Genomic DNA, 19,226 nt, shown 5'->3' with positions numbered 1-19,226 from the left:
GCGGTCGCTTACGCCTGGTACACTTCCCAGAGGGCCTTGTAGTAGCCCATCAGCCGCTCGGGTTCGGGGCTGTGGGCGATTTCCGCAAGCGTGTATCCTTCATAACCGTCCGCTTGAAGCAACCGGAAGAGCTCCCGCCAGGGATATTCCGCGCGATAGATCTCGGTGATGTGCACCAGGCCGATCTTGTGGGCAAGCAGCCGGTAGTTGGTCTCGATGGATCCGTTAACCACTTCGCCGAAATTCGAGTTCCAGCAGACATATGCATTGGGATGGTCCGCGTGGTCCATGATGGCGCGCATGCGCCGCGGCTCCTGGGTGTCCTTGCCGTGCACCTCGACCCGGATCTGCACGCCGAGGCCGCCGGCCGCTTCCGCGCATTCCCCGACCGCTTTCCCGATTTGCTCCAGGGTCGCCTCTTCGGGAATGCCCGCTTCGGTTTGCAGGCCGTTGGGGCGCACTTTGACGCCCGGACAACCGAGGTCAGCCGCCAGTTTCGCATACTCGACGGTTCCGTCCACGTTCGACCGCACCTCGTCCGGATCGACCGAATGATACTCGAAGGCCGTTCCAAGTCCCACCAGGTCCACGCCGCCGTCCTCGAAACGCCGCCGTACCTCCGAACGCTCGCCCGCACTCAACGAGGATTCCACGCCGTGGGCATGGGTCGTGCGGAGTTCCACGCCCGTGAAACCCGTCCTTCCGCACATGTCGATGATGGCCGGCACGTCCCAGTCCCGGCCGATCTGGTAGGTCACGAACCCGAGCTTCATTCGGTCTCCTAACCCCGCAGGCGCCGGACGCGCGCCGCACTAACCCCGCAGGCGCCGGACGCGCGCCGGTACGTCGTCCTGGTGTATTTCGGCGGACAGGATGCCCAGTTCACGATCCGGCACGGGTAGGTGAACCTTCTGCCCTTTCCTTCGATGGGATTCCCGGAGGGCGATGGCCACTTCCAGGGCCTCGCGCCCGTCCACCCCGGAACACTTCGGGGGATGGCCGTTTTCGACGGCCGAAATCAGGTCCGCGACGATGGTCAGCCCCATGGATGGGTACCGGGCCGGCCAGGGAAACGGCATGCGGGCGGGCACGCCTCTGCCCCGCGGACCGCCGGGATGCAGCTTCACCAGTTCGGCGTCCTGCCCGTTCGCGATGGAGCGGAAGCGGCCCTTCGTGCCAAGGACGTCGATCTCCCAGTTCGCGATCCCGCAGGGCATGCCGCGGACAAAGGCCCGGACCCCGTTGTCGAAGGCCAGGTATCCGTTGCCCATGAGATCTTTCTCGCCCGCCGCGGCCTCGTCGGATTCCATCTCGCCGTACACCCATTCGACCCTGCCGCCCGCCATGTACCGGACAATATCGATGAGGTGGCTGCCGTTGTGGGAAAGACCGCACTGGCCGTAGCCCGTCACCTGTACGATCTCGCCGAGTTCGTCTTCTTCGATCATGGTCTTCGCGTGGGAGAAGAACGGATGCCAGCGCCGCGCGCAGTTGATGGCCAGGGCGACGCCGTGCTTCGCGCAGGTCTCCACCATGGCGTCCGCCTCGGCCAGGGTCAGGGCGATGGGCTTTTCCGCCCAAATGGCCTTCACGCCGGCCCGGGCGGCATCCTGAACGATCTGTGATCGGATCCGGGCCGTGGTGCAGACGCTGAGCAGATCGATACGCTCCTGCTCGAGCATATCGCGGTAGTCCGCATAAAGGTGACCACCTTCGATGCCCCAGCGCTCGCCGAATATCGAGCTCTGCTCTTTGTGGGGATCCGCCCCGGCGACCAGGTCCACATCCGGCGCGGCATGGTAGGACGGCGCGTGGCAGTAAGGCAGGAAAATGGATCCGCCCTGGTCGATCTCGTCGTCGAAGGTGCTGCCCATGCGGCCGAGGCCGATCACGGCGGCGCGGTATCTGCTGGCCATGCTGTCCTCCGGGTCATCCGGGAGCATTCGGGTGATTCTCGTGTAACGAGGATTATAAGACGGCAGCGGACACGGGACAAGCAGCAATTACCCTTTTGGCCCTACCCGCGGTCCGTACGACCGGCCCAGAATCGTCCCCACGATTCCAGGTAGTCGGAACTGCTCCAGGCCTTGTCCAACCCCACCCCCGAAATCACTTCGATGCCGAGTTCCTTGCATACGCTCCACTCGGGTATATTGGACATGTCGGTCCGGTCACCGCCCTTGGTGAACACGCGGGGCCGGATCACCCTCAGGGCCTCGCAGACCGTATCGTCGTCTTCTATTTCAAAAGGTATGACGTAGTCCACGCCGCGGATACAGGAGACGACCTGGCAACGGGCCCTGAGATCCATGAAGGGCTTGCCCTTCTTGCGGCGAAGAAACCCGTCGCCGTTGACGATAACGACCAGGGTATCGCCATGGGCCGACGACTCCAGCAGGCAGGAGACGTGGCCGGGATGAAGCGGATCGTACCCCCCTGAGGTGGCGACGATGGCGCCCAGGTCTTCCCTGGCCTTCGGGCCGGGGAACTCATCCAGGTCTACGATGCGGGCTTCATTTCGCGTGTGCTGCGGCATGGTACGGGATGATGATTTTGGCAGGGGACCGGGAATCCTGCTCAGAAGTCCAGGGTCTGCGTAATCTGTTGTTGGCTGAACAACAGGCTCTTCTTCTGGCCGTTGGCGTTGACGTGCACGAGATTGACCTGCTCCTCAAACGTCTCGAGGAGCAGTGTATTCGTCATGGTCATCGATTCCAGCACAGGGATGTTCTCGACCTCCACGTAACACCAGATCGCATCCGTGTCCACTTCCTTTCCAAGAAAGGCGGCACTGACGCGACGGCCGTTAATCTCGATTACGACGTGGCGCGCGAGATATCGGTCAATGTAAATATCCGCTTTTTCAACTTCGCGTTCCGTTCCCAGGTGCAGCCGATCCGTGCCCATCGTTTCCAGGGCCAGTTCCAGGTCGTCCATGAAGATGCGAAAAGACATCTCCAGCGCACCGGATTCGGGGTTGTGATCGACCTGGCAGACGCTGATGTAGAAGGGATGGGTTGCGTGGCGCGGTGCGACCAGCGAACGGGCCTCACCTGCCGTGGCGGCCGCCAGAAGGAGTCCACCGGCCAGAAGCGTACCCGACATGGCAATCCTGGTGTATCCCCACTTCATTCGGCTCCTCCCATATGCCAGTGCGGCGCGACACGCGCGACATGATATTCGAGCCGGCTTCCACGAGCACCGAAGTTATCCGATTTCGGCAAGGCAGGCAACTCGAATCTTTTGTCGGATCTTGCCCTATGCCTGCCTCGATGTCCGCGGGGGTTATCCATCGCGTTTTCGACTGGGACGTAAACGGTCTGCGACCTCATTTGAGGACAATCATCCTAAATCATGAATGATCGGTAAATATCACGGTATTGTCATATTAAAGGTACAAAACAGTTCATTTTAAGAGCTTATATCATGTATCTTCCGGTATTACTTCAGTGACCAGGCAGCACCCCGCGGGAAACGAGATTGCCGGACGACACACCAGATCGGAATATCCGTCCTCCCGGGCGAGTATAGCGGGACCTTCCCGCAGGAGAAACGACATGCGTGTTCTATTCATGCTGACCGTCATGTTCACATTGGCCTGTGGCGATGACGACATGCCGACGGCCCCGACGCCGACCCCGGAACCGGATCCCGCCGCCAAATTGATCGGCACCTGGAGATACACGGGGAACGATTTCGATGCCAGACTGGCAGCCAACCTGCGGGAATACCTTGTCGGGGAAGGCCTGACTGCGAGCCAGGCCGACATGGTGATAGCCGACATGCTTGGTGATACCAGCGAGACGTTCTCCGTTACCCTTAACTTCAGGGCCGACGGCACCGTAGTTGCCGATAACGAGCCACCTGACCGGTTCCAGGTGTCCGGCAATCGAATCAACATCACCACATCAGACGGCGAGACATTCAGTGTGGGTTACACGGTTACGGACACCACGCTGGCACTCCAGTTTCCAGTAGCTGCACTGCTGGCTACTGTGGGTCTTGAAACGGAGGACGAGGAGGAAGCGGAACTGCTGAGGATCATGTTCAAGGATATAGAGGTCATGACCATGTTTTTCTCCAAGGCGTAGGTCGTTTAGTGGAGCAGTTCACCATCCCCGGATGATCCTTTACACGCGCCCGCCCAAACCGTATATTCCATAATTCATATCGATCTGTATTGACTGAAACGCAACACTGAAAGAAACCAGGAGATCATCCATGGCGAAACGCCTGCTTTTCTACGTGTGCGCGCTGAGCATCGCGTGCCTTTCCACCTCCGTGATGGCCCAGAAGGGCCCTGAGTCGATCAACCGGAGCAAGTTCCGCCAGATCAAGCAGGAAGCCCCGACGCCGAACGTGTACCGGACGGCTTCCGGCGCGCCGGGTCACCAGTACTGGCAGAACGAGGCGGACTACGAGATGGAGATCGAGCTCGACGACGTGACGCAGCGCCTCTACGGCACCGAGACGATCACCTACCACAACAACTCGCCCGACGAGCTGGCCTACCTCTGGGTGCAGCTCGACCAGAACGTGCGGGCACAGGACTCGGACACGCGCAAGATCGCGGGCAGCCGGGTCTCGGGGCAAATGAGCTTCGCCCAGCTGCGCAGGCTGCTGAACGACTTCGACGGCGGCTTCAAGGTCGAGTGGGTGCGGGACCGGCGCGACAACCCGCTTCCCCATACCATCAACAATACGATGATGCGCGTGGACATCCCCGAGCCGCTCCGGCCCGGGCGGTCTTTCACGTTCAAGATCAAATGGTGGTACAACATCAACGACCGTATGAAGATAGGCGGCCGTTCCGGTTTCGAATACTTCGAGGAAGACGACAACTATCTCTACGCCATCGCCCAGTACTTTCCCCGCATGGCGGTGTATAACGAGGTCGAAGGCTGGCAGAACAAGCAGTTCCTCGGCCGGGGCGAGTTCACCCTTCCCTTCGGCGATTACAAGGTCAGCATTACCGTGCCGGCCGACCATATCGTCGCGGCGACCGGCGTGCTCCAGAACCCGAAGGACGTGCTGACCGACGAGCAGCAGGCGCGTTTCGAGCGGTCCAGGACCGCGGACGAGCCCGTCATGATCGTGACCGAAGCGGAGGCCATCGAAGCGGAGAAGGGCCGCGCGACCGAGAAGAAGACCTGGGTCTTCCATGGCGATAACGTGCGTGACTTCGCCTTCGCCAGTTCCCGCAAATTCATCTGGGACGCCATGGGCGTCATGTCCGGCCCCCAGCACGTCATGGCCATGTCCTTCTATCCCAAGGAAGGCAACCCCCTGTGGGAACGGTATTCCACGAAGGTGGTAGCCCATACGATGGACGTCTATTCGAAGTACACCTTCTACTATCCCTATCCCACGTCGATTTCCGTGCACACGAACCGCATCGGCATGGAATACCCGATGATCTGCTTCAACGGCGGCCGGCCGGAACCGGACGGCACCTACAGCGAGCGGACGAAGTACGGCATGATCAGCGTGATCATCCACGAGGTCGGCCACAACTACTTCCCCATGATCGTCAATTCGGACGAGCGGCAGTGGACGTGGATGGACGAGGGGCTGAATACCTTTCTCCAGTACCTGGCCGAACAGGAATGGGATACCGAGTATCCGTCCCGCCGCGGACCCGCCCACCAGATCGTGAATTATATGAAGGGCGACGTGGAGCGCATATCCCCCATCATGACCAATTCGGAGTCCGTGTTCCAACTCGGGCCCAACGCCTACGGCAAGCCCGCTACCGCGCTGAATATCCTCCGGGAGACCGTCATGGGCCGGGAACTCTTCGACCATGCCTTCCGCAGTTACTCACAGCGCTGGATGTTCAAGCATCCTTCCCCAGAGGATTTCTTCCGCAGCATGGAAGACGCCTCCGCGGTGGACCTGGACTGGTTCTGGCGCGGGTGGTTCTACAGCACGGACCACGTCGATCTCGGGTTGGGCGACGTGAAGTGGTTCCAGATCAACACGCGGAACCCGGATGTGGAGAAGGAGATCGCCCGGGCGGACCGGGCGGAGGAAAACCGGGGGATCAGCTACGCGCGCAACCAGACCGATATCACGGACCCGATGGTCGCGCAGGACTCGACGCTGGTCGATTTCTACAACAGGTACGATCCCTTCGAGGTTTCCATCCTCGACCAGGACGAGTATGAAAGCTACCTGGCGACCCTGTCCCCCGAGGACCTGGCCATCCTGGAAAGCGGCAAGCACTTCTACGAACTGACCTTCGAGAACGTCGGCGGGCTGGTCATGCCGGTGATCCTGGAGTTCGAATTCGAGGACGGAACGAAGGAAGTGCAGCGGATTCCGGCGGAAATCTGGCGGTACCGGGACGACCGCGTGACCAAGGTGTTCGTCATGGATCAGCAGGTGGAAAGGATCACCCTCGATCCCTTCCTGGAGACCGCGGATACCAACCTGAGCAACAACGTCTGGCCGCCGCAGTCGAAACCCACGCGCTTCCAGCTGTTCAAGCAGCGTCGCCGGACGCCGGAAAACCCGATGCAGCGACAGCAGCGCGCGGATGATAGAGAGCAGGAAGAGGCAGAGGAAACGAAGACCGAAACGCAGTAGGCACCGCGTCTGGCTACAGCTTCAGCCAGCAGAGGCCTTCGTCGCTGCGGTAGTAGACGGATACGGCCCGGCCGTAGACCGCTTCCTTTGAGATGAAACCGAAGACCCGTCCGTCCTTGCTGTTTCCCCGGGCGTCTCCGATGGCCAGGAGATGCCCGGGGGGAATGATCTCCGGACCGTAATCCTCCCCTCCGCTGTAACTGAGGTTCAGGCGGACCCGGCGTTCGCCGTAGTGCTCCTCCCGCATATCCGTGTAGGAACTCATCGGTGCGCCGTTGATGGAAACCTGGCCGCCGCGGACCGACACGGTGTCGCCCCCCACGGCGACGATCCGCTTCACCAGGCGGATGTCTTCCACGGGCGAATCGAAAATCACCACTTCGCCCCGTTCTACTTCGCGCCCCTCGGTAAGCTTCCAGTCCGTGAAAGGAAACCGGAAACCATAGGTGTACTTGGCCACGAAGATCCGGTCTCCCGGCAGGAGCGTGTATTCCATGGAACCGGACGGAACGGTATAGTGATCGGCCAGGGTCGACCGGGCCGCCAGCAGGACCAGCGCGATGAGCCCGAAGGATACGATTTCCCTGCCGATAGTCCTGATCCTGGGGTGCATGCGTACCTTTTCTGATGACGCCGGCCGCGGTCCGGGTTCTTTGCACACCGTGTCTGGTGAATGCGGTGTCCGGCCAACGTGGTGTTCGGTGAACGCGGTGTTCGGGGCTATTCCCTTTCGAAGAAGAAGCTGATCCCGCCATCCTCCCCGAAAACGGCGTCGAAGAACATCAGTTCGTCAGGAGTCGGAGGCTCTTCGGATTCGGCCTGGATCAACTGCAGCACATGAGCCTTGGTCAGGGTCAGCGTCAGTCGGTCGTTCTCGACCACGTAGTTACCAAGAAAGACGACGGTGTCGTCCTGTCGTAGGATCAGTACACTGCCGTTCGCCGACCATACAGCCGATTCATCCAGGTGGTTGGTGGCGGTGGCGTCGGCATTCAGGGTTAGTGTCCCAAGGGACGAGTTCGCCAGATCTGCTTCGATTTCAGCCAGGAACTCCGCTACGATGGCATCCGCGGTCGCTTCGTCCAGCCCCCCTATGTTCAACAGGAAATCCCGTAAGTTCTGGGCAAGGGTCTGAGCGAGATCCGTACCTACGGCTCTCCACGAACCGACCAGGTCCAGGTCGATGATCCGTACGTCGCCGGGCGGACCTTGCGGGCCTATTGGTCCCGCCGGTCCCGTGTTGCCGTCCGTGCCAGGTGGCCCCTGTGGTCCGGCGACCCCCGCCGGTCCCGCCGGTCCTGCCGGTCCCGCCGGTCCGGTCGGCCCTACCTTCCCCTCGCAAGCCAGTACGAACAGCGCCGGCACCAGGGCCATCAGGCCTATGGACAACGAAGTCTTCATACGCTTGTAGTTGAACATACCGGAACTTCCTTCCTGATTAGTGAGTTGGAACCTTATGTCCTGTCGTCTCTAGTCTCTCGAGGACAGGAAGAACTGCAGAATGTACCAGAACAGGAGCGCTACGGAGGCGAAGAGTTGAAGCGCCGCGCCGACGTGCCGGTCTTCCGGATAGTGATGCAGGACGTTCGATGTGTCGTAGAGGATCGCGCCGCCCGCCAGTACGATCATGGCCACGGTGAAGATCGTACCCAGGTGGAAACCGAAAAGCACGCTGGCCACGATCAGCACGAGAGCGCAGATGAACCCCCACCGCAGCAGTCCGCCGAGGAAGGAGAAGTCCTTCCGCGTATGAAATGCCACGATCGTCAACCCGAGGAAACCGAGGAGCGTGACCGTGGCGGCGCTGTTGATCACGCCCGGCGCCATGGAATCGGCGACGTAGAGCAGCGGCGTGAAGATAATGGCTTCGCCCACGACGAACAGTCCCAGCGCGCCGTACTGGCCGCCCCTGGTCTGCGCACTGTGCGCGAAATGGGACGCGATCCAGCTCAGGATGATGAACCCGCCCAGTACGATGAGCCAGGACCCGCCGAGCAGCACGCGGGCGATCGACTCCGCCATGCCGGTCTGAAACAGGTAGATCTCGATCAGGGCGAATGCCAGGATCGCTCCGAGAAGATGGGTGTAGGTACGAGTGATAAAAGCCCCGCGCACGTCGACACCCAGTTGCGCGACGGGTATGCCTTGCTGTGCCCTGCTATAGGCCGCCGTCCTGTTCATTGGCTCACGCTCCTTATTTCGGGTTAACAAACCGGTTTCAGTAAAAGCTACTCTTCGCCCAGCAGGTCCTCGAGGTCCTGCAGCACGTTGCCGTCGGATCGCACCAGCGCCAGGATGGCGTTGTGCGGGACGATGATATAGGTTTTCTCCTGGTAATTGATCTCGATGGACTCCTTGCGCAGGTAGAAGGCGAAATCGCCCGGCTGTGCCTGAAGCGGCAGATAGCGCACCGATTCGGCCGGTCTCGTGACGGGATCGCCCTCGTTGTAGTCCGGATTGGGCATCAGGTGCCCCGGTCCCACGCGGACGACCTTTCCGGTCCCCACCTTTTCCTTCTCGGTCACCGTGGCGGGCAGGTAAAGTCCCGAATGGGTGAGCTGTTCGCCGTCATGCTGCTCGACGAGTACCCGGTCTCCTACAATGATTAATTCGCTCATGTCTTTTTGATTCCGAAGCGCTCCCGCAACAACCGCAGAAACTCCGCCTCGTCCGCCAGGTCCCGTTCCTCGCGCCGGGGGGCTTCCGATTTGCCGCTGCCGGCGATAGCCCGTGACGGGAACCCGTCCGTCTCGATCAGGCACAGGTCGCTCAGCGTGATGCGCCCAGTCTCTGTTGCGAGCGAACACACGCGCTTCTGCGTAAAATGGGACTCCGGCGAGTGCTGGTGATGTTCGCAACCGGGCGTAAAGTCCGTCAGTTGACACGGCCGTAGCCGGAAGCGATACTCGGGTTTCCAGGCACCGGCCGCCGTAAGGCTCGAATGCAGGCCCTCACAGCCGTCGTGTTGCACACGCCAGACACCATCCGCGTGCGCTTGTGGTCCCGCCTCGTCCAGCAACAGCGGCTCGCGGAATCCATCGCCAAAGCCCACGTCCGCCAGCCACCGTTCCTTCAGTGTGACCCGCAGCGTAAGATGGTCCCAGGGGAGGCCGTCCTCCCAGGGATTCGCACCCACGCGCGCCTCCAGCAGGTCGACCGTGAAGCCGAGTGCGCGCAGCGCCATGGCAAACAGGCCGTTCTGCTCGTAGCAGAACCCGCCACGGCCCTGCGTCACGAGCTTCTCGAAGAGCCGCGCTTCCTCCAGCACAATCGGCCGGCCCCAATGGATGTCGAGGTTCTCGAAGGGCACGGCCAGCATGTGCGCATAGTGCAGGCGGCGCAGTGTCGCCGCCGTTGGCGGCAATGGGCCGCTGACTCCGATGCGCGCGCAATAGGCTGCGATATCAACGTCCATCCAGCTTCCCTGTGCATTCTGAAGCGCAAAATGGATTATGACCTATCAGTGCACAGCGTGCTTCGCGCCCTCACGCCTCAAATACATGCTAATATACGGCAATTTACCTTATGCCAGCAACCGAAATCCGGTCATTGGATTAGTGGCCGTTTTACTTGAAACGATTAGACTTAAAGGACCGCCCCCGCTTTTTGCAGTCCCAGAATCCGTTCTTCCGTATATCCCAGCACGTCGGCGAGCACAAACCGGCGGTCGGCATTGAATGCCGGAGGCGCATCCAGCGAGGAAGGCGGTGACACGGCGTCGTTTTCGAAGGTGATCGTGCGCAGGCCGCGAATAGGTACGCCGTCGGTTCGCTTCCCCTGAAGCAGCAACGGTTCCACGGAATCCTGGGCAAGGACCTCGTCCAGGTTCCGGACCGCGCCGGCCGGCACCCTGCGCGCCCGTAACTCATCCAGCAAGTCGTCTCTTTCCAATTCGGCCATTCGTTGCGCCAGCAGCGCGTTCAGCGCGTCGCGGTGGACCACGCGTTGCTGGTTGGTGGCGAACCGCGCGTCCGCGGCGGCTTCGGGCATGCCCAGTACCTCGCAAAGGGCCTCGAACTGGCTGTCGGTGCCGACGGCAAGCACGACGGGATCCCCGTTTCGGGTCGTGAACACCGTCCCGTACGGTGCGATGTTCGGGTGGTCGGAACCCGTACGGCCCGGCACGGATCCTGCCACCAGGTAGTTCGCGGCCTGGTTGGCGAGGGACGCGACGCCGGACTGGAACAGCGAAACCGTGTTGTATGAGCCCCGCCCCGACTGCATCCGTTCGATGAGGGCGATCAGCAGGGCTTCTTTCAATTGATGGGCCAGCAGCAGGTCGATGAGGGCCACCGGCATTTTGACCGGGCCGCTCGCTTCGGTACCGTTCATGCCCATGAAACCGGTTTCCGCCTGCAGGACGGCATCGAACCCCGGCCGCTCGTCCTCCTCGCCAAAGGCGGTGATATCCGCATAGATGAGCCGGTCGTTTTTGCCGCGCAGGGCCGGGTAATCAAGCCCGAACTTCCGGGCATCGCCCGGTTTGAAACTCTGCAGAAACACGTCGGCGCGCCGTACCAGGTCCACGATCACCCCGTACCCCGCCGGAATCGAGAAATCGACGCCGATAGACCGCTTGCCCCAGTTCACCGAAGAGAAATAAGCGGACACATCGGAGTGCTCGTCTTCGGCCGGTAGTTTCCACTGACGGGTCGTGTCGCCGCCGGTCCTGATGTTCTCCACCTTGATCACCGTAGCGCCGAGTTCGGCGAAGAACATGCCCACGGCGGGGCCGGCGAGCACGTTCGCGGCCTCGATGACGATCAGGTCTTTGAAGAGGGTATCGGTGGAAGACAAGGCAGGACTCGCCAGTCAGCAGGATCGCAGTCAGCAGGATCGCAGTCAGCCGGATCGCCGGTCAGCCGGATCGCCGGTCAGCCGGTCAGGATTTCGAAGAGGCTCATGCACAGGGACCCGCTGCGGCCGTCTTCGTCCATGTTGGAACGCCAGGTCGAGATGGAGAGCGCGGCGATGTCGCAGTGTTCCGCGAGGTGGCGGAACACGCGCTCCAGGTCGGGAGACGGCGGCCCGCCCGGCGCCGGGTAGCCCATGGCGGGCGCTTCCGACGGATCCAGGATGTCCGTATCGAAATGGACGTAGACCGGCCTGCCGGACAGGTCGCAGTGAAGGAGTCCGAGCACGTCAGGGACATGCCGCAACCGGGATGCTTCGACCAGTTTGCGCTCGCCGGGATCCAGGTCGCGGCCGTCCGACATGATGACGTCTCCGTCGGGAATAGGATCCATGCGCACGTTCTCGACCATCGTCTGCTCGCCCAGTCCGACCATCATCGCCAGCGGCATGCCGCCCAGGAACCCGCTCGGCGTCGTGTCCCAGGTGTTGAAGTCCCCGTGGGCGTCGAGCCATAGGAAAAGGGGCTGAATCCCGGCGCGCTGCAGCCCGGCCATGACCGGTATGGTCGCGCAACAGTCGCCCGCGACGCTGACCGGCCGCCTGCCGGCCTCCGCGGCTTCGGCGACGCGGTCGGCGAGGGGACGGTGCACACACAGAGTGCGGGCCATCTCGCTGTCGCCCTGCAACGTGGTTTCGTTTATGGTCCAGTCGTCCTGCGCCAGGTCGAGGAGCGCCGCGTCATGGCGGTCCAGGAAGTACGGCGTGAGTATATATTGATTACGCATGGCCACCCCTGTGTCGATGGCGGTATCTTATGGGCCTCAGGTGAAATCCAGCCAACGGTCCTGCTCTTCCGGCATCCAACAGGTCTCGGTTACGGATTCCAGGTCGAAGAACTGGTAGGGATCCACTTTCTTGTATTCCGCATAGGGCCCCGACCAGTCCCTGCGTCGTTCCTTGTACGCGAGGAATCCTTCGTGGGACACGTATTCGAACACCATCACGTAGCGGCCCGTGGCCCGGCCGGAGTTGCGTTCCACCTCGCGAAAGTAGCGGGCGGACCGCCATTCGGGGAACAGGTCGTCTTTGTGGGCCTCCACGAAGGCGAACCAGGTACGGATCATTTCGTCGTGGTCGACTTTCCGGTCGGGCTTGGGTATCCAGGTTTCCACTTCGAAGAAAGACATGGCCCGTCCGTTCCGTCAAGGCGGCCGTGGCGGCGCCCGGCCTGTGAGCTGCGGTGGCGCCCAGCCTGTGAGCTGCGGTGGCGCTCGGCCTGTGGGCCGCGGTGGCGCTCGGCCTGTGACAGGGAACAGGGGCAGCAGGATTCGAACCCGCGACCTACGGTTTTGGAGACCGCCGCTCTACCAGCTGAGCTATACCCCTTGAAATACCGCCTTGAACTGCACGGCACAAGATACATCGACGCGCCCGGATTGGCAACCGAATTTCCGCCGCCGGGCCCGTCCTTCACCACCCGATATCCCTTGCCGAAAAAGGCGCGGCGGCCTAAGATGCCCAATCATGAACGCCTTTCAGAAAACGGCCCTCGCTACCTTGGCGGCTACGATACTCCTGATCACCGTAGGCAGCCTGGTACGGATAACGGGCGCGGGTCTGGGTTGTCCCGACTGGCCCAGGTGCTGGGGTTCCTGGCTGCCGCCGGCGAGCGTGGAAGCACTGGACATGGCCTATGTCCGCGAGAAGGGCTACGATCCTGCGGACTTCAACCCGGTCAAGATGTGGACCGAATACGCCAACCGACTCGTGGGCGTCGTCATCGGGATACTCGTCTTCGTGACCTTCCTGCGTTCGTTTCGATATCGAATGACGCAACCGGCGGTCTTCTATTGTGCGGGCCTGTGTTTCGTGCTGGTCGGCTTCCAGGGCTGGCTGGGCGGGCAGGTGGTCAGGTCCGGCCTTCAGCCCGGGATCATTACGCTCCACATGGCCCTGGCGGTCATCCTGCTGTGCCTGCTGCTCTTCGTGACTTTCCAGTCCATGGAACAGCGCCTGCGCGTCGAACTCACCGGGCGGGGACGGTCCGTCCTATTGCGGCTGGGGTTTGCGCTCCTGGCCGTTACGGCGATCCAGGTCCTCATCGGCACGCAGGTACGGGAGGGCATCGATCCCTTCATCAAGGACGACGGCGGCCTGCCCCGGGGCGAATGGCTGGCCCGGGTGGGCCTCGTCGACCACGTGCACCGGTTTTCTTCCTGGCTGGTCCTGATTGCCGGCGTGCTCCTTTACCGGGCGGTGCGGCGACACGGTATGGCCGGGAAGCTTCACGCAGCCGCCCGGTTCATCCTGGCCGCCATCCTGCTGCAGATCGCGCTGGGGGTCGTCCTGGCTTACGGCGGCCTGCCGCCGGGGGTGCAGGTCCTTCACCTCACGCTGGCCACGCTGCTGGTCTGCGGAGAATGCATGTTTCTGCTCATGGTCAGGGCGTCACGCCGGTAATCAAGGTTTTCTTCTTTTCACATTTCCGCCATCCGGTTATGTTTGCTCAAGTTTCTCTTTTGAGTCTCGCTTCAGCCCCGGCAGGCACCGGCCGACCCCGGCAGGCCCGGGCGTACTCCGGCAGGCCCTGGCCGACCCGTCCTGAGAAGGAACGATGGACCCACTGACCGAGCAGTTGAAAACGATCAAAGCACGTTTCGAAGACGGCGTGCTGACCAGGGAGGACATCGACGAAGCGATCGCCCTGGCGGAAAACGCCGACGCGAAGCACGGCCCGGGTGACGGGCGCCAGAGCCTGCTCTACCTGCAGGCGCCCACGACCAACCCCCATTCAGCGGTGGTCGGCATCAGTATCTACGAAGACGGCACGGATTCCGACGGGCTCAACGACAACGGCGAATTCCGGTACCGGTCGATCAAGGAGGCCCTGGACGACGGCTGGCGCATCATCAAGTTTCCCGAAACGTCCCTCGCCATGCGTGAACAGGATAACTACGGGCTCGGGTACGAGTTCGTGCTGGAGCGATGGAGATAGCAGATGGAGGACGCGATGACCGGAGCGCCTTACGGTGAAAAGATGGACTGCGATCCGACGCTGACGGACCGCGAGGTGATCGATTTCTGCCGGAACGGTTACCTGATGCTCCCCGGTGTGGTGCCGGACGACGTCAACAGGCAGGTCATCGACTTCCTGGACCGGGTCGACAGTACCTACGAGCCCACGCCCATCATGAAGGAGTCCTTCTTCGTGGACGGCGTGCTCATGAACCCACAGGCGGCGGGCGCCGTCCGGTCGCTTCTGGGAAGCGGCTTCACCCTGCCGCTTATCATCAGCAACCACCGGGGTCCCCTGCCCTTCGACCAGCCCCAGAGCTGGCACCGGGACGGCGGCACAATCTATACGGACCGGCTGGAATACCTTCAGGTCTTCTACTATCCGGAGGAATGCACCGAGGACATGGGACCTACCGTGGTGCTGCCCGGGTCGCACTTCATGCGGAACAAGGCGCCCATGATGGCCCATCTTGGCTCCATCCGGGGGACCGTATCGTCGGCCGGTCCGGCCGGCACGATCTTTCTCACCGTCTACGGGATCTGGCACCGCAGGTCGCGGGCCACTTCCGGTCCAAAGGGAAAGAGCAAATACCGCAATCTGCTCAAGTACAACTACTGGCGGACCGCACCGCCGCGGAGAGACTGGATCACGGAGGAGGACATCGACTTCAACACGATCAAATTCGATCCGCCGGCGGGCGTGTTCGAGCAGTTCCAGGGCGCCATCGCGGCCGCACGGATGTTCACGTGGCTCTGCGGGGCGGAAGACGAGTACCGCAAAAGAGGCGGACAGTGTTGGCCCATCGCCACCACCGTTCGGGACGGCGTGAACCAGGAGGGAGCGCCCAGATCGCTTGCGAACCGTTGACATACACTTGTAATTAACCCATAAAGCCCAATGGTGCGGTCACCGGAGGGTGAAACCTAACGGAAAGAAGCAGGCCATGAAAATTACCGACATCGCGATTACCCATATCAATCCGAAACTCACGGAACGGAATGCCGACAAGAAGGTCCAGTTCAGGACTATCGATACGCAGACGATCTTCAAGGTGACGGCAGACAACGGCGTGGTGGGCTACGGGGACAGCCGGGGACACGTCACCATGGACATTCGGGACGTGGAACGCATGACGGGCAGCAGTCCCTTCGACCACATCGCCGCGGGCCATCCCGTGGGTCTCATGGGCGCGCTGTACGATCTCATGGGCAAACATCTTGAAGAACCCGCCTACAAGCTCATGGGACAGAAGGTGCGGGACCGGGTGCCGGTCGCGGCGTGGACCCGCGTGGCCTCTCCCGAAGAACTGGCCGCCGAGGTGGTGCGCGCCGCGGACGAAGGGTACATGATCTTCAAGATGCACACGGGCGAGTACTACGATGTATACGAACAGAACAGTGCCGTGGAAGAGGTCGCCCCGCCCGGGTTCAAGATGCACTACGACTTCAACCACAACCGCTCGTTCGCCGACGTGGCGCGCATCGTCGATAACCTCGAGAAATCGCCCGTCGTCGGCGTGATCGAGGACCCGCTGGCCTGGCGCGACGTGGACGGCTGGCGGCGCCTGCGCGAGCAGACGTCGATCCCCCTGTTGATGCACGTGCCGCAGCTGGGCGGCGGTCCGGAGATCGGGCTGGGATGCGCCGATGCCTACATGGTCGGCGAGCACGGCATCGGCATGAGCCTGAAGCGGGGGTTCGCCTGTGCCGAGGCGAACGTTTCCACCGTGATCCAGTTGACCGGGGGCACGCTCAGCAAGGCGATGGCGCTCCACCTCGGCGCGGTGATCCCCAACGTGATGTACACGGTCAACCTGGACGACCAGTACGGAGAAGACGTGACCGGCGGCCGGATCGAGGTGGCGGACGGCAGTTCCCCCGTGCCGGAGGGACCGGGCCTCGGCGTCGACGTCGACGAAGATGAACTGGTGCGCATCGCCGGAAACCCGATCACCGAGCTTCCCCGGCACATCGCGAAGACCCGCCTGCCCAGCGGCAACATCTACTATACCATCGGGTATCCCTCGGTCCACCGGCTGACCGGTTTCACCGAAGGCAACATCCGGGGAATCCGGCTGGACATCTGGGAAGAAGACGGCAGTTCATCCTGGCAGGAGACCTACGACTGGATCGAACGCCGTGGACCCTTCATGCGCAAGGAGTCGGAATGAACGAAACACCCCGCATACTCGTCACCGGATCGGCGGGAGCCGTCGGGACGATCATCGTGAACGGACTTAAAGACAAATACCCTCTCCGCGGTTTCGACCGGGTGCCTACACCGGGAATGGATGACGAGGTCGTCGGCGATATTACCGACATGGACGCGGTGCTCCAGGCCACCGAAGGCATGGACGCCATAATCCATCTGGCCGGAAATCCGTCCGGCGGCGCGACGTGGGAGGAAATCCTGGACGCCAACTTCATCGGGACCTATACGCTGTTCGAAGCGGCCAATCGCAATGGCGTGCGCCGGGTAGCCTTCGCCAGCAGGGCCGGCTTGCTGGCGCCCTATCCGCAGGACGTGTACCGCAGGATCGACATGCCGCCGCGTCCGGAGAGCTACTATTCCATCAGCAAGGTCTTCGGGGAAAGCCTGGGATACATGTACGCGGTGCGGTTCGACATGGAGGTCGTGTGCGTGCGCATCGGAAACTTCCAGAAACAGCGGGACCTGCCCGGCCATCCCCACCACCTCAGTCACGGTGACGCGGTGCGGGTGTTCGAACGGGCGGTCATCCACCCCGGCATCCGGTTCGAGATCGTTTTCGGTGTGTCCGACAGCACGTGGGACATGTACGACCTGGATCACGGCCGCCAGGCGATCGACTACTATCCCCAGGACAAATCCGTCATCGATCCGGAAGCCTGATCTTTCTGGCGCGTCTGGCCTCGGCCGAAAGCGCCTGTCCGTGTCCGTCTAAAGCGACGTCCAGCCGCCGTCGACCATGAGCGCGACCCCGGTGACGTACCCGGACGCGTCGGAGGCCAGGAAGACCACGGCGCCCTTGAGGTCCTCGTTGTCCAGCATGCGTCCAAGTGGCACGCGATGTTCATACCGTTGCACGAACGGTCCGGGCTGTTCATTGAAATACCCGCCGGGGCAGATGCAGTTCGCCCGTACGCCCTGCTTCCCGTAGTAGTTCGCGATGTATCGGGTGAAATTGATCATGCCCCCCTTGACGAAGGTGTAGTCCGGCGGTTGCTTCATGCCGGTTTCTTCGTAGAGGCCGGGGTCGTTGGCCACGACGCCGTAGATACTCGAGATATTGATAATGCTCCCGCTGCCCTGGCCGGCCATGACGGGGACGAAGGCCTTGCAAAGGGCGAAGAGCCCCACCATGTTCCCCTGGGCGCTGGCGGCCCAGTAGTCCGGCGTCTGCTCGTCGAAACCGCCGCCGCGGCCGACCACGGCGCTATTGACCAGGACGTCCACGCGGCCGTAACGGTCCATTACTCGTCGTTTCAGGTCGTCGATCGATTCGGTACTTGTGATGTCCAGTGCCTCGGGGTGGGTGTCGAATCCCCGTTCGTTCAGTCCGGCGACGAACTGCCGGTTGTTTTCCAGGTCTCGCGAAGCGACGACCACCGTGGCGCCTGCCTCGGCCAGGGCCTCGGAGATGCTGCTTCCGAACTGCGGTCCGGCGCCGCCCGTGACTACGGCGATGCGTCCGGCCAGGGAAAAGCTGTCGAGTACGCCCATGAGTAAACTCCTGTCGTTCATCTTTATAGACAATTACTAGACGGTGTATCGACTACTAGACGGTGTATCGACAAAGTATATACCGTGCCATCATGCGGGACAAAGCCTTTGTACCCGACGGATTCGACAGGTAAGCCGTAGCGCCTTGCAGGTCCACGAGTAGAGATCTGAAGCCATTTCGCCTGAGGAGCGGACCATGATCTGGGGGAGCGGAGACTATTGTTACGAGAAGGTGCCGGAGTGGGGATCCGAGCGCACGCTGGGCATCGCCACGGCCGTGGCCGTGGATTCGCGGGACCGGGTCTACGTCGTCGACCGGGAGCCGAGTCCCGCCGTGGTGGTCTACGACCGGGACGGCCACCTGCTGGACGAATGGGGTCACGACATACTGGCCCTGCCCCACGAGATATGGATCGACGGGGAGGACAGGATCTTCATTCCGGACTGCAGAGATCATACCGTCCGGGTGTTCGCGACGGACGGCACACTGCTGCAGACGCTGGGAGAGCCGAACCGGGCCGGAGAGCCGGGCAAACCCTTCAACATGCCGACGCGCGCCGTCAAGGGCGCCTGCGGGGACCTGTACGTCTCCGACGGATACGGGCAGTGTTATGTGCACCGGTTGACTCCGTCGGGAGGCTTGGTCCAATCCTGGGGCGGCAGGGGCGCCGCGCCCGGCCGGTTCACCCTCCCGCACAACATCTTCCCCGTGTCAGACGGCCGCCTGCTCGTGGCCGACCGGGAGACCAACAACCGGATCCAGGTCTTCGATTCCGAGGGGCGCTTCCTCGCGGAATGGCCGGGGCGTCCCGCGCCCTGCGGCCTGTTCGTCGATGACGAAGACACGGTCTTCCTGGGCGAGGGCGGCGGGGTCACCATCATGAACATGGACGGCAGGCTCATCGCCCAGTGGGTCGTCCGGGGCGGACCGGTCGATCAAGCCCACGGCGCGCACAGCGTATGGGTCGACCGGCACGGCGATATCTACGTGGGCGAGGTGGGCGTGGAGAACCTCGTGCACAAGTACGTCCGAGTGTGACGGACCGAATTTCCCTGAATACATCCC

At 62.1% G+C, this 19,226-nt stretch carries 18 protein-coding genes, 1 tRNA gene and 2 pseudogenes; 8 read left to right on the top strand and 13 right to left on the bottom strand.

Annotated elements, in window-relative coordinates; translation table 11 throughout:
- Positions 1-8: 8 nt before the first annotated feature.
- The 4 genes from F4Z81_01275 to F4Z81_01260 form a co-directional block, all read right to left on the bottom strand.
- Positions 9-773 carry a sugar phosphate isomerase/epimerase gene (locus F4Z81_01275; protein ID MXW03676.1) on the bottom strand — a complete coding sequence of 255 codons (765 nt, stop codon included), beginning with the start codon at positions 771-773 and terminating at the stop codon, positions 9-11.
- A gap of 39 nt (positions 774-812) precedes the next feature.
- Complete coding sequence (locus F4Z81_01270) at positions 813-1,943, bottom strand: Gfo/Idh/MocA family oxidoreductase (GenBank protein MXW03675.1); 1,131 nt, start codon at positions 1,941-1,943, stop codon at positions 813-815.
- 74 nt (positions 1,944-2,017) lie between these two features.
- Entirely contained in the window at positions 2,018-2,536 is a 519-nt protein-coding gene (locus tag F4Z81_01265; protein MXW03674.1) for an adenylyltransferase/cytidyltransferase family protein, read from the bottom strand.
- A gap of 41 nt (positions 2,537-2,577) precedes the next feature.
- Positions 2,578-3,105 (bottom strand): hypothetical protein, encoded by a 528-nt coding sequence (locus F4Z81_01260; GenBank protein MXW03673.1) that lies wholly within the window; start codon positions 3,103-3,105, stop codon positions 2,578-2,580.
- 452 nt (positions 3,106-3,557) lie between these two features.
- Between F4Z81_01260 and F4Z81_01255 the strand changes: the two genes are divergently transcribed.
- Together F4Z81_01255 and F4Z81_01250 are read left to right on the top strand one after the other, a co-directional pair.
- Complete coding sequence (locus tag F4Z81_01255; GenBank protein ID MXW03672.1) at positions 3,558-4,091, top strand: hypothetical protein; 534 nt, start codon at positions 3,558-3,560, stop codon at positions 4,089-4,091.
- Between the two features lie 193 nt (positions 4,092-4,284).
- Positions 4,285-6,588: a M1 family metallopeptidase gene (locus F4Z81_01250; GenBank protein MXW03671.1), complete on the top strand. Its 2,304-nt coding sequence runs from the start codon at positions 4,285-4,287 to the stop codon at positions 6,586-6,588.
- A gap of 13 nt (positions 6,589-6,601) precedes the next feature.
- On the opposite strand, the gene lepB is transcribed toward F4Z81_01250, so the two are convergent.
- From lepB to F4Z81_01210, 8 genes and pseudogenes are all read right to left on the bottom strand, one after another.
- Positions 6,602-7,201: a signal peptidase I gene (lepB, locus tag F4Z81_01245; protein ID MXW03670.1), complete on the bottom strand. Its 600-nt coding sequence runs from the start codon at positions 7,199-7,201 to the stop codon at positions 6,602-6,604.
- Between the two features lie 590 nt (positions 7,202-7,791).
- A pseudogene (locus F4Z81_01240) lies at positions 7,792-7,926 on the bottom strand (bclB domain-containing protein).
- Positions 7,927-8,058: 132 nt separating this feature from the next.
- The gene (locus tag F4Z81_01235) at positions 8,059-8,769 is read right to left on the bottom strand and encodes a permease (GenBank protein MXW03669.1); all 711 of its coding nucleotides are present in this window, start codon (positions 8,767-8,769) and stop codon (positions 8,059-8,061) included.
- Between the two features lie 47 nt (positions 8,770-8,816).
- Positions 8,817-10,003: pseudogene (locus F4Z81_01230) on the bottom strand (hypothetical protein).
- 170 nt (positions 10,004-10,173) lie between these two features.
- On the bottom strand, positions 10,174-11,385 hold the full coding sequence (locus tag F4Z81_01225; protein MXW03668.1) for a CoA transferase: 1,212 nt from the start codon (positions 11,383-11,385) through the stop codon (positions 10,174-10,176).
- A gap of 77 nt (positions 11,386-11,462) precedes the next feature.
- Positions 11,463-12,227, bottom strand: a complete 765-nt coding sequence (locus F4Z81_01220; protein MXW03667.1) for a hypothetical protein — start codon at positions 12,225-12,227, stop codon at positions 11,463-11,465.
- A gap of 36 nt (positions 12,228-12,263) precedes the next feature.
- Positions 12,264-12,629, bottom strand: a complete 366-nt coding sequence (locus F4Z81_01215) for a hypothetical protein (protein MXW03666.1) — start codon at positions 12,627-12,629, stop codon at positions 12,264-12,266.
- Between the two features lie 126 nt (positions 12,630-12,755).
- Positions 12,756-12,828: transfer RNA gene (locus F4Z81_01210), tRNA-Trp, on the bottom strand.
- 138 nt (positions 12,829-12,966) lie between these two features.
- Between F4Z81_01210 and F4Z81_01205 the strand changes: the two genes are divergently transcribed.
- The 5 genes from F4Z81_01205 (at position 12,967) to F4Z81_01185 (ending at position 17,329) form a co-directional block, all read left to right on the top strand.
- Complete coding sequence (locus F4Z81_01205) at positions 12,967-13,902, top strand: heme A synthase (GenBank protein MXW03665.1); 936 nt, start codon at positions 12,967-12,969, stop codon at positions 13,900-13,902.
- 154 nt (positions 13,903-14,056) lie between these two features.
- Positions 14,057-14,437, top strand: coding sequence for a hypothetical protein (locus F4Z81_01200; GenBank protein ID MXW03664.1), 381 nt, complete (start codon positions 14,057-14,059; stop codon positions 14,435-14,437).
- A 3-nt stretch (positions 14,438-14,440) separates the two neighbouring features.
- Positions 14,441-15,325, top strand: a complete 885-nt coding sequence (locus F4Z81_01195) for a phytanoyl-CoA dioxygenase family protein (protein ID MXW03663.1) — start codon at positions 14,441-14,443, stop codon at positions 15,323-15,325.
- A 76-nt stretch (positions 15,326-15,401) separates the two neighbouring features.
- On the top strand, positions 15,402-16,628 hold the full coding sequence (locus F4Z81_01190) for a hypothetical protein (GenBank protein ID MXW03662.1): 1,227 nt from the start codon (positions 15,402-15,404) through the stop codon (positions 16,626-16,628).
- Positions 16,625-17,329: an NAD(P)-dependent oxidoreductase gene (locus F4Z81_01185; GenBank protein MXW03661.1), complete on the top strand. Its 705-nt coding sequence runs from the start codon at positions 16,625-16,627 to the stop codon at positions 17,327-17,329. Before F4Z81_01190 ends, F4Z81_01185 begins: the two co-directional genes overlap by 4 nt.
- 48 nt (positions 17,330-17,377) lie before the next feature.
- Here F4Z81_01185 and F4Z81_01180 read toward each other — a convergent pair whose 3' ends face one another.
- Entirely contained in the window at positions 17,378-18,181 is an 804-nt protein-coding gene (locus tag F4Z81_01180) for an SDR family oxidoreductase (GenBank protein MXW03660.1), read from the bottom strand.
- Between the two features lie 175 nt (positions 18,182-18,356).
- On the opposite strand from F4Z81_01180, the gene F4Z81_01175 reads away from it, so the two are divergent.
- Positions 18,357-19,199 carry a hypothetical protein gene (locus F4Z81_01175; GenBank protein ID MXW03659.1) on the top strand — a complete coding sequence of 281 codons (843 nt, stop codon included), beginning with the start codon at positions 18,357-18,359 and terminating at the stop codon, positions 19,197-19,199.
- The last annotated feature ends 27 nt before the right edge of the window (positions 19,200-19,226 follow it).

It is taken from the genome of Gemmatimonadota bacterium (assembly GCA_009835325.1).
Taxonomy (GTDB): Bacteria; JAAXHH01; JAAXHH01; order JAAXHH01; family JAAXHH01; genus JAAXHH01.
This window is presented reverse-complemented; position numbering and strand designations above follow the sequence as displayed.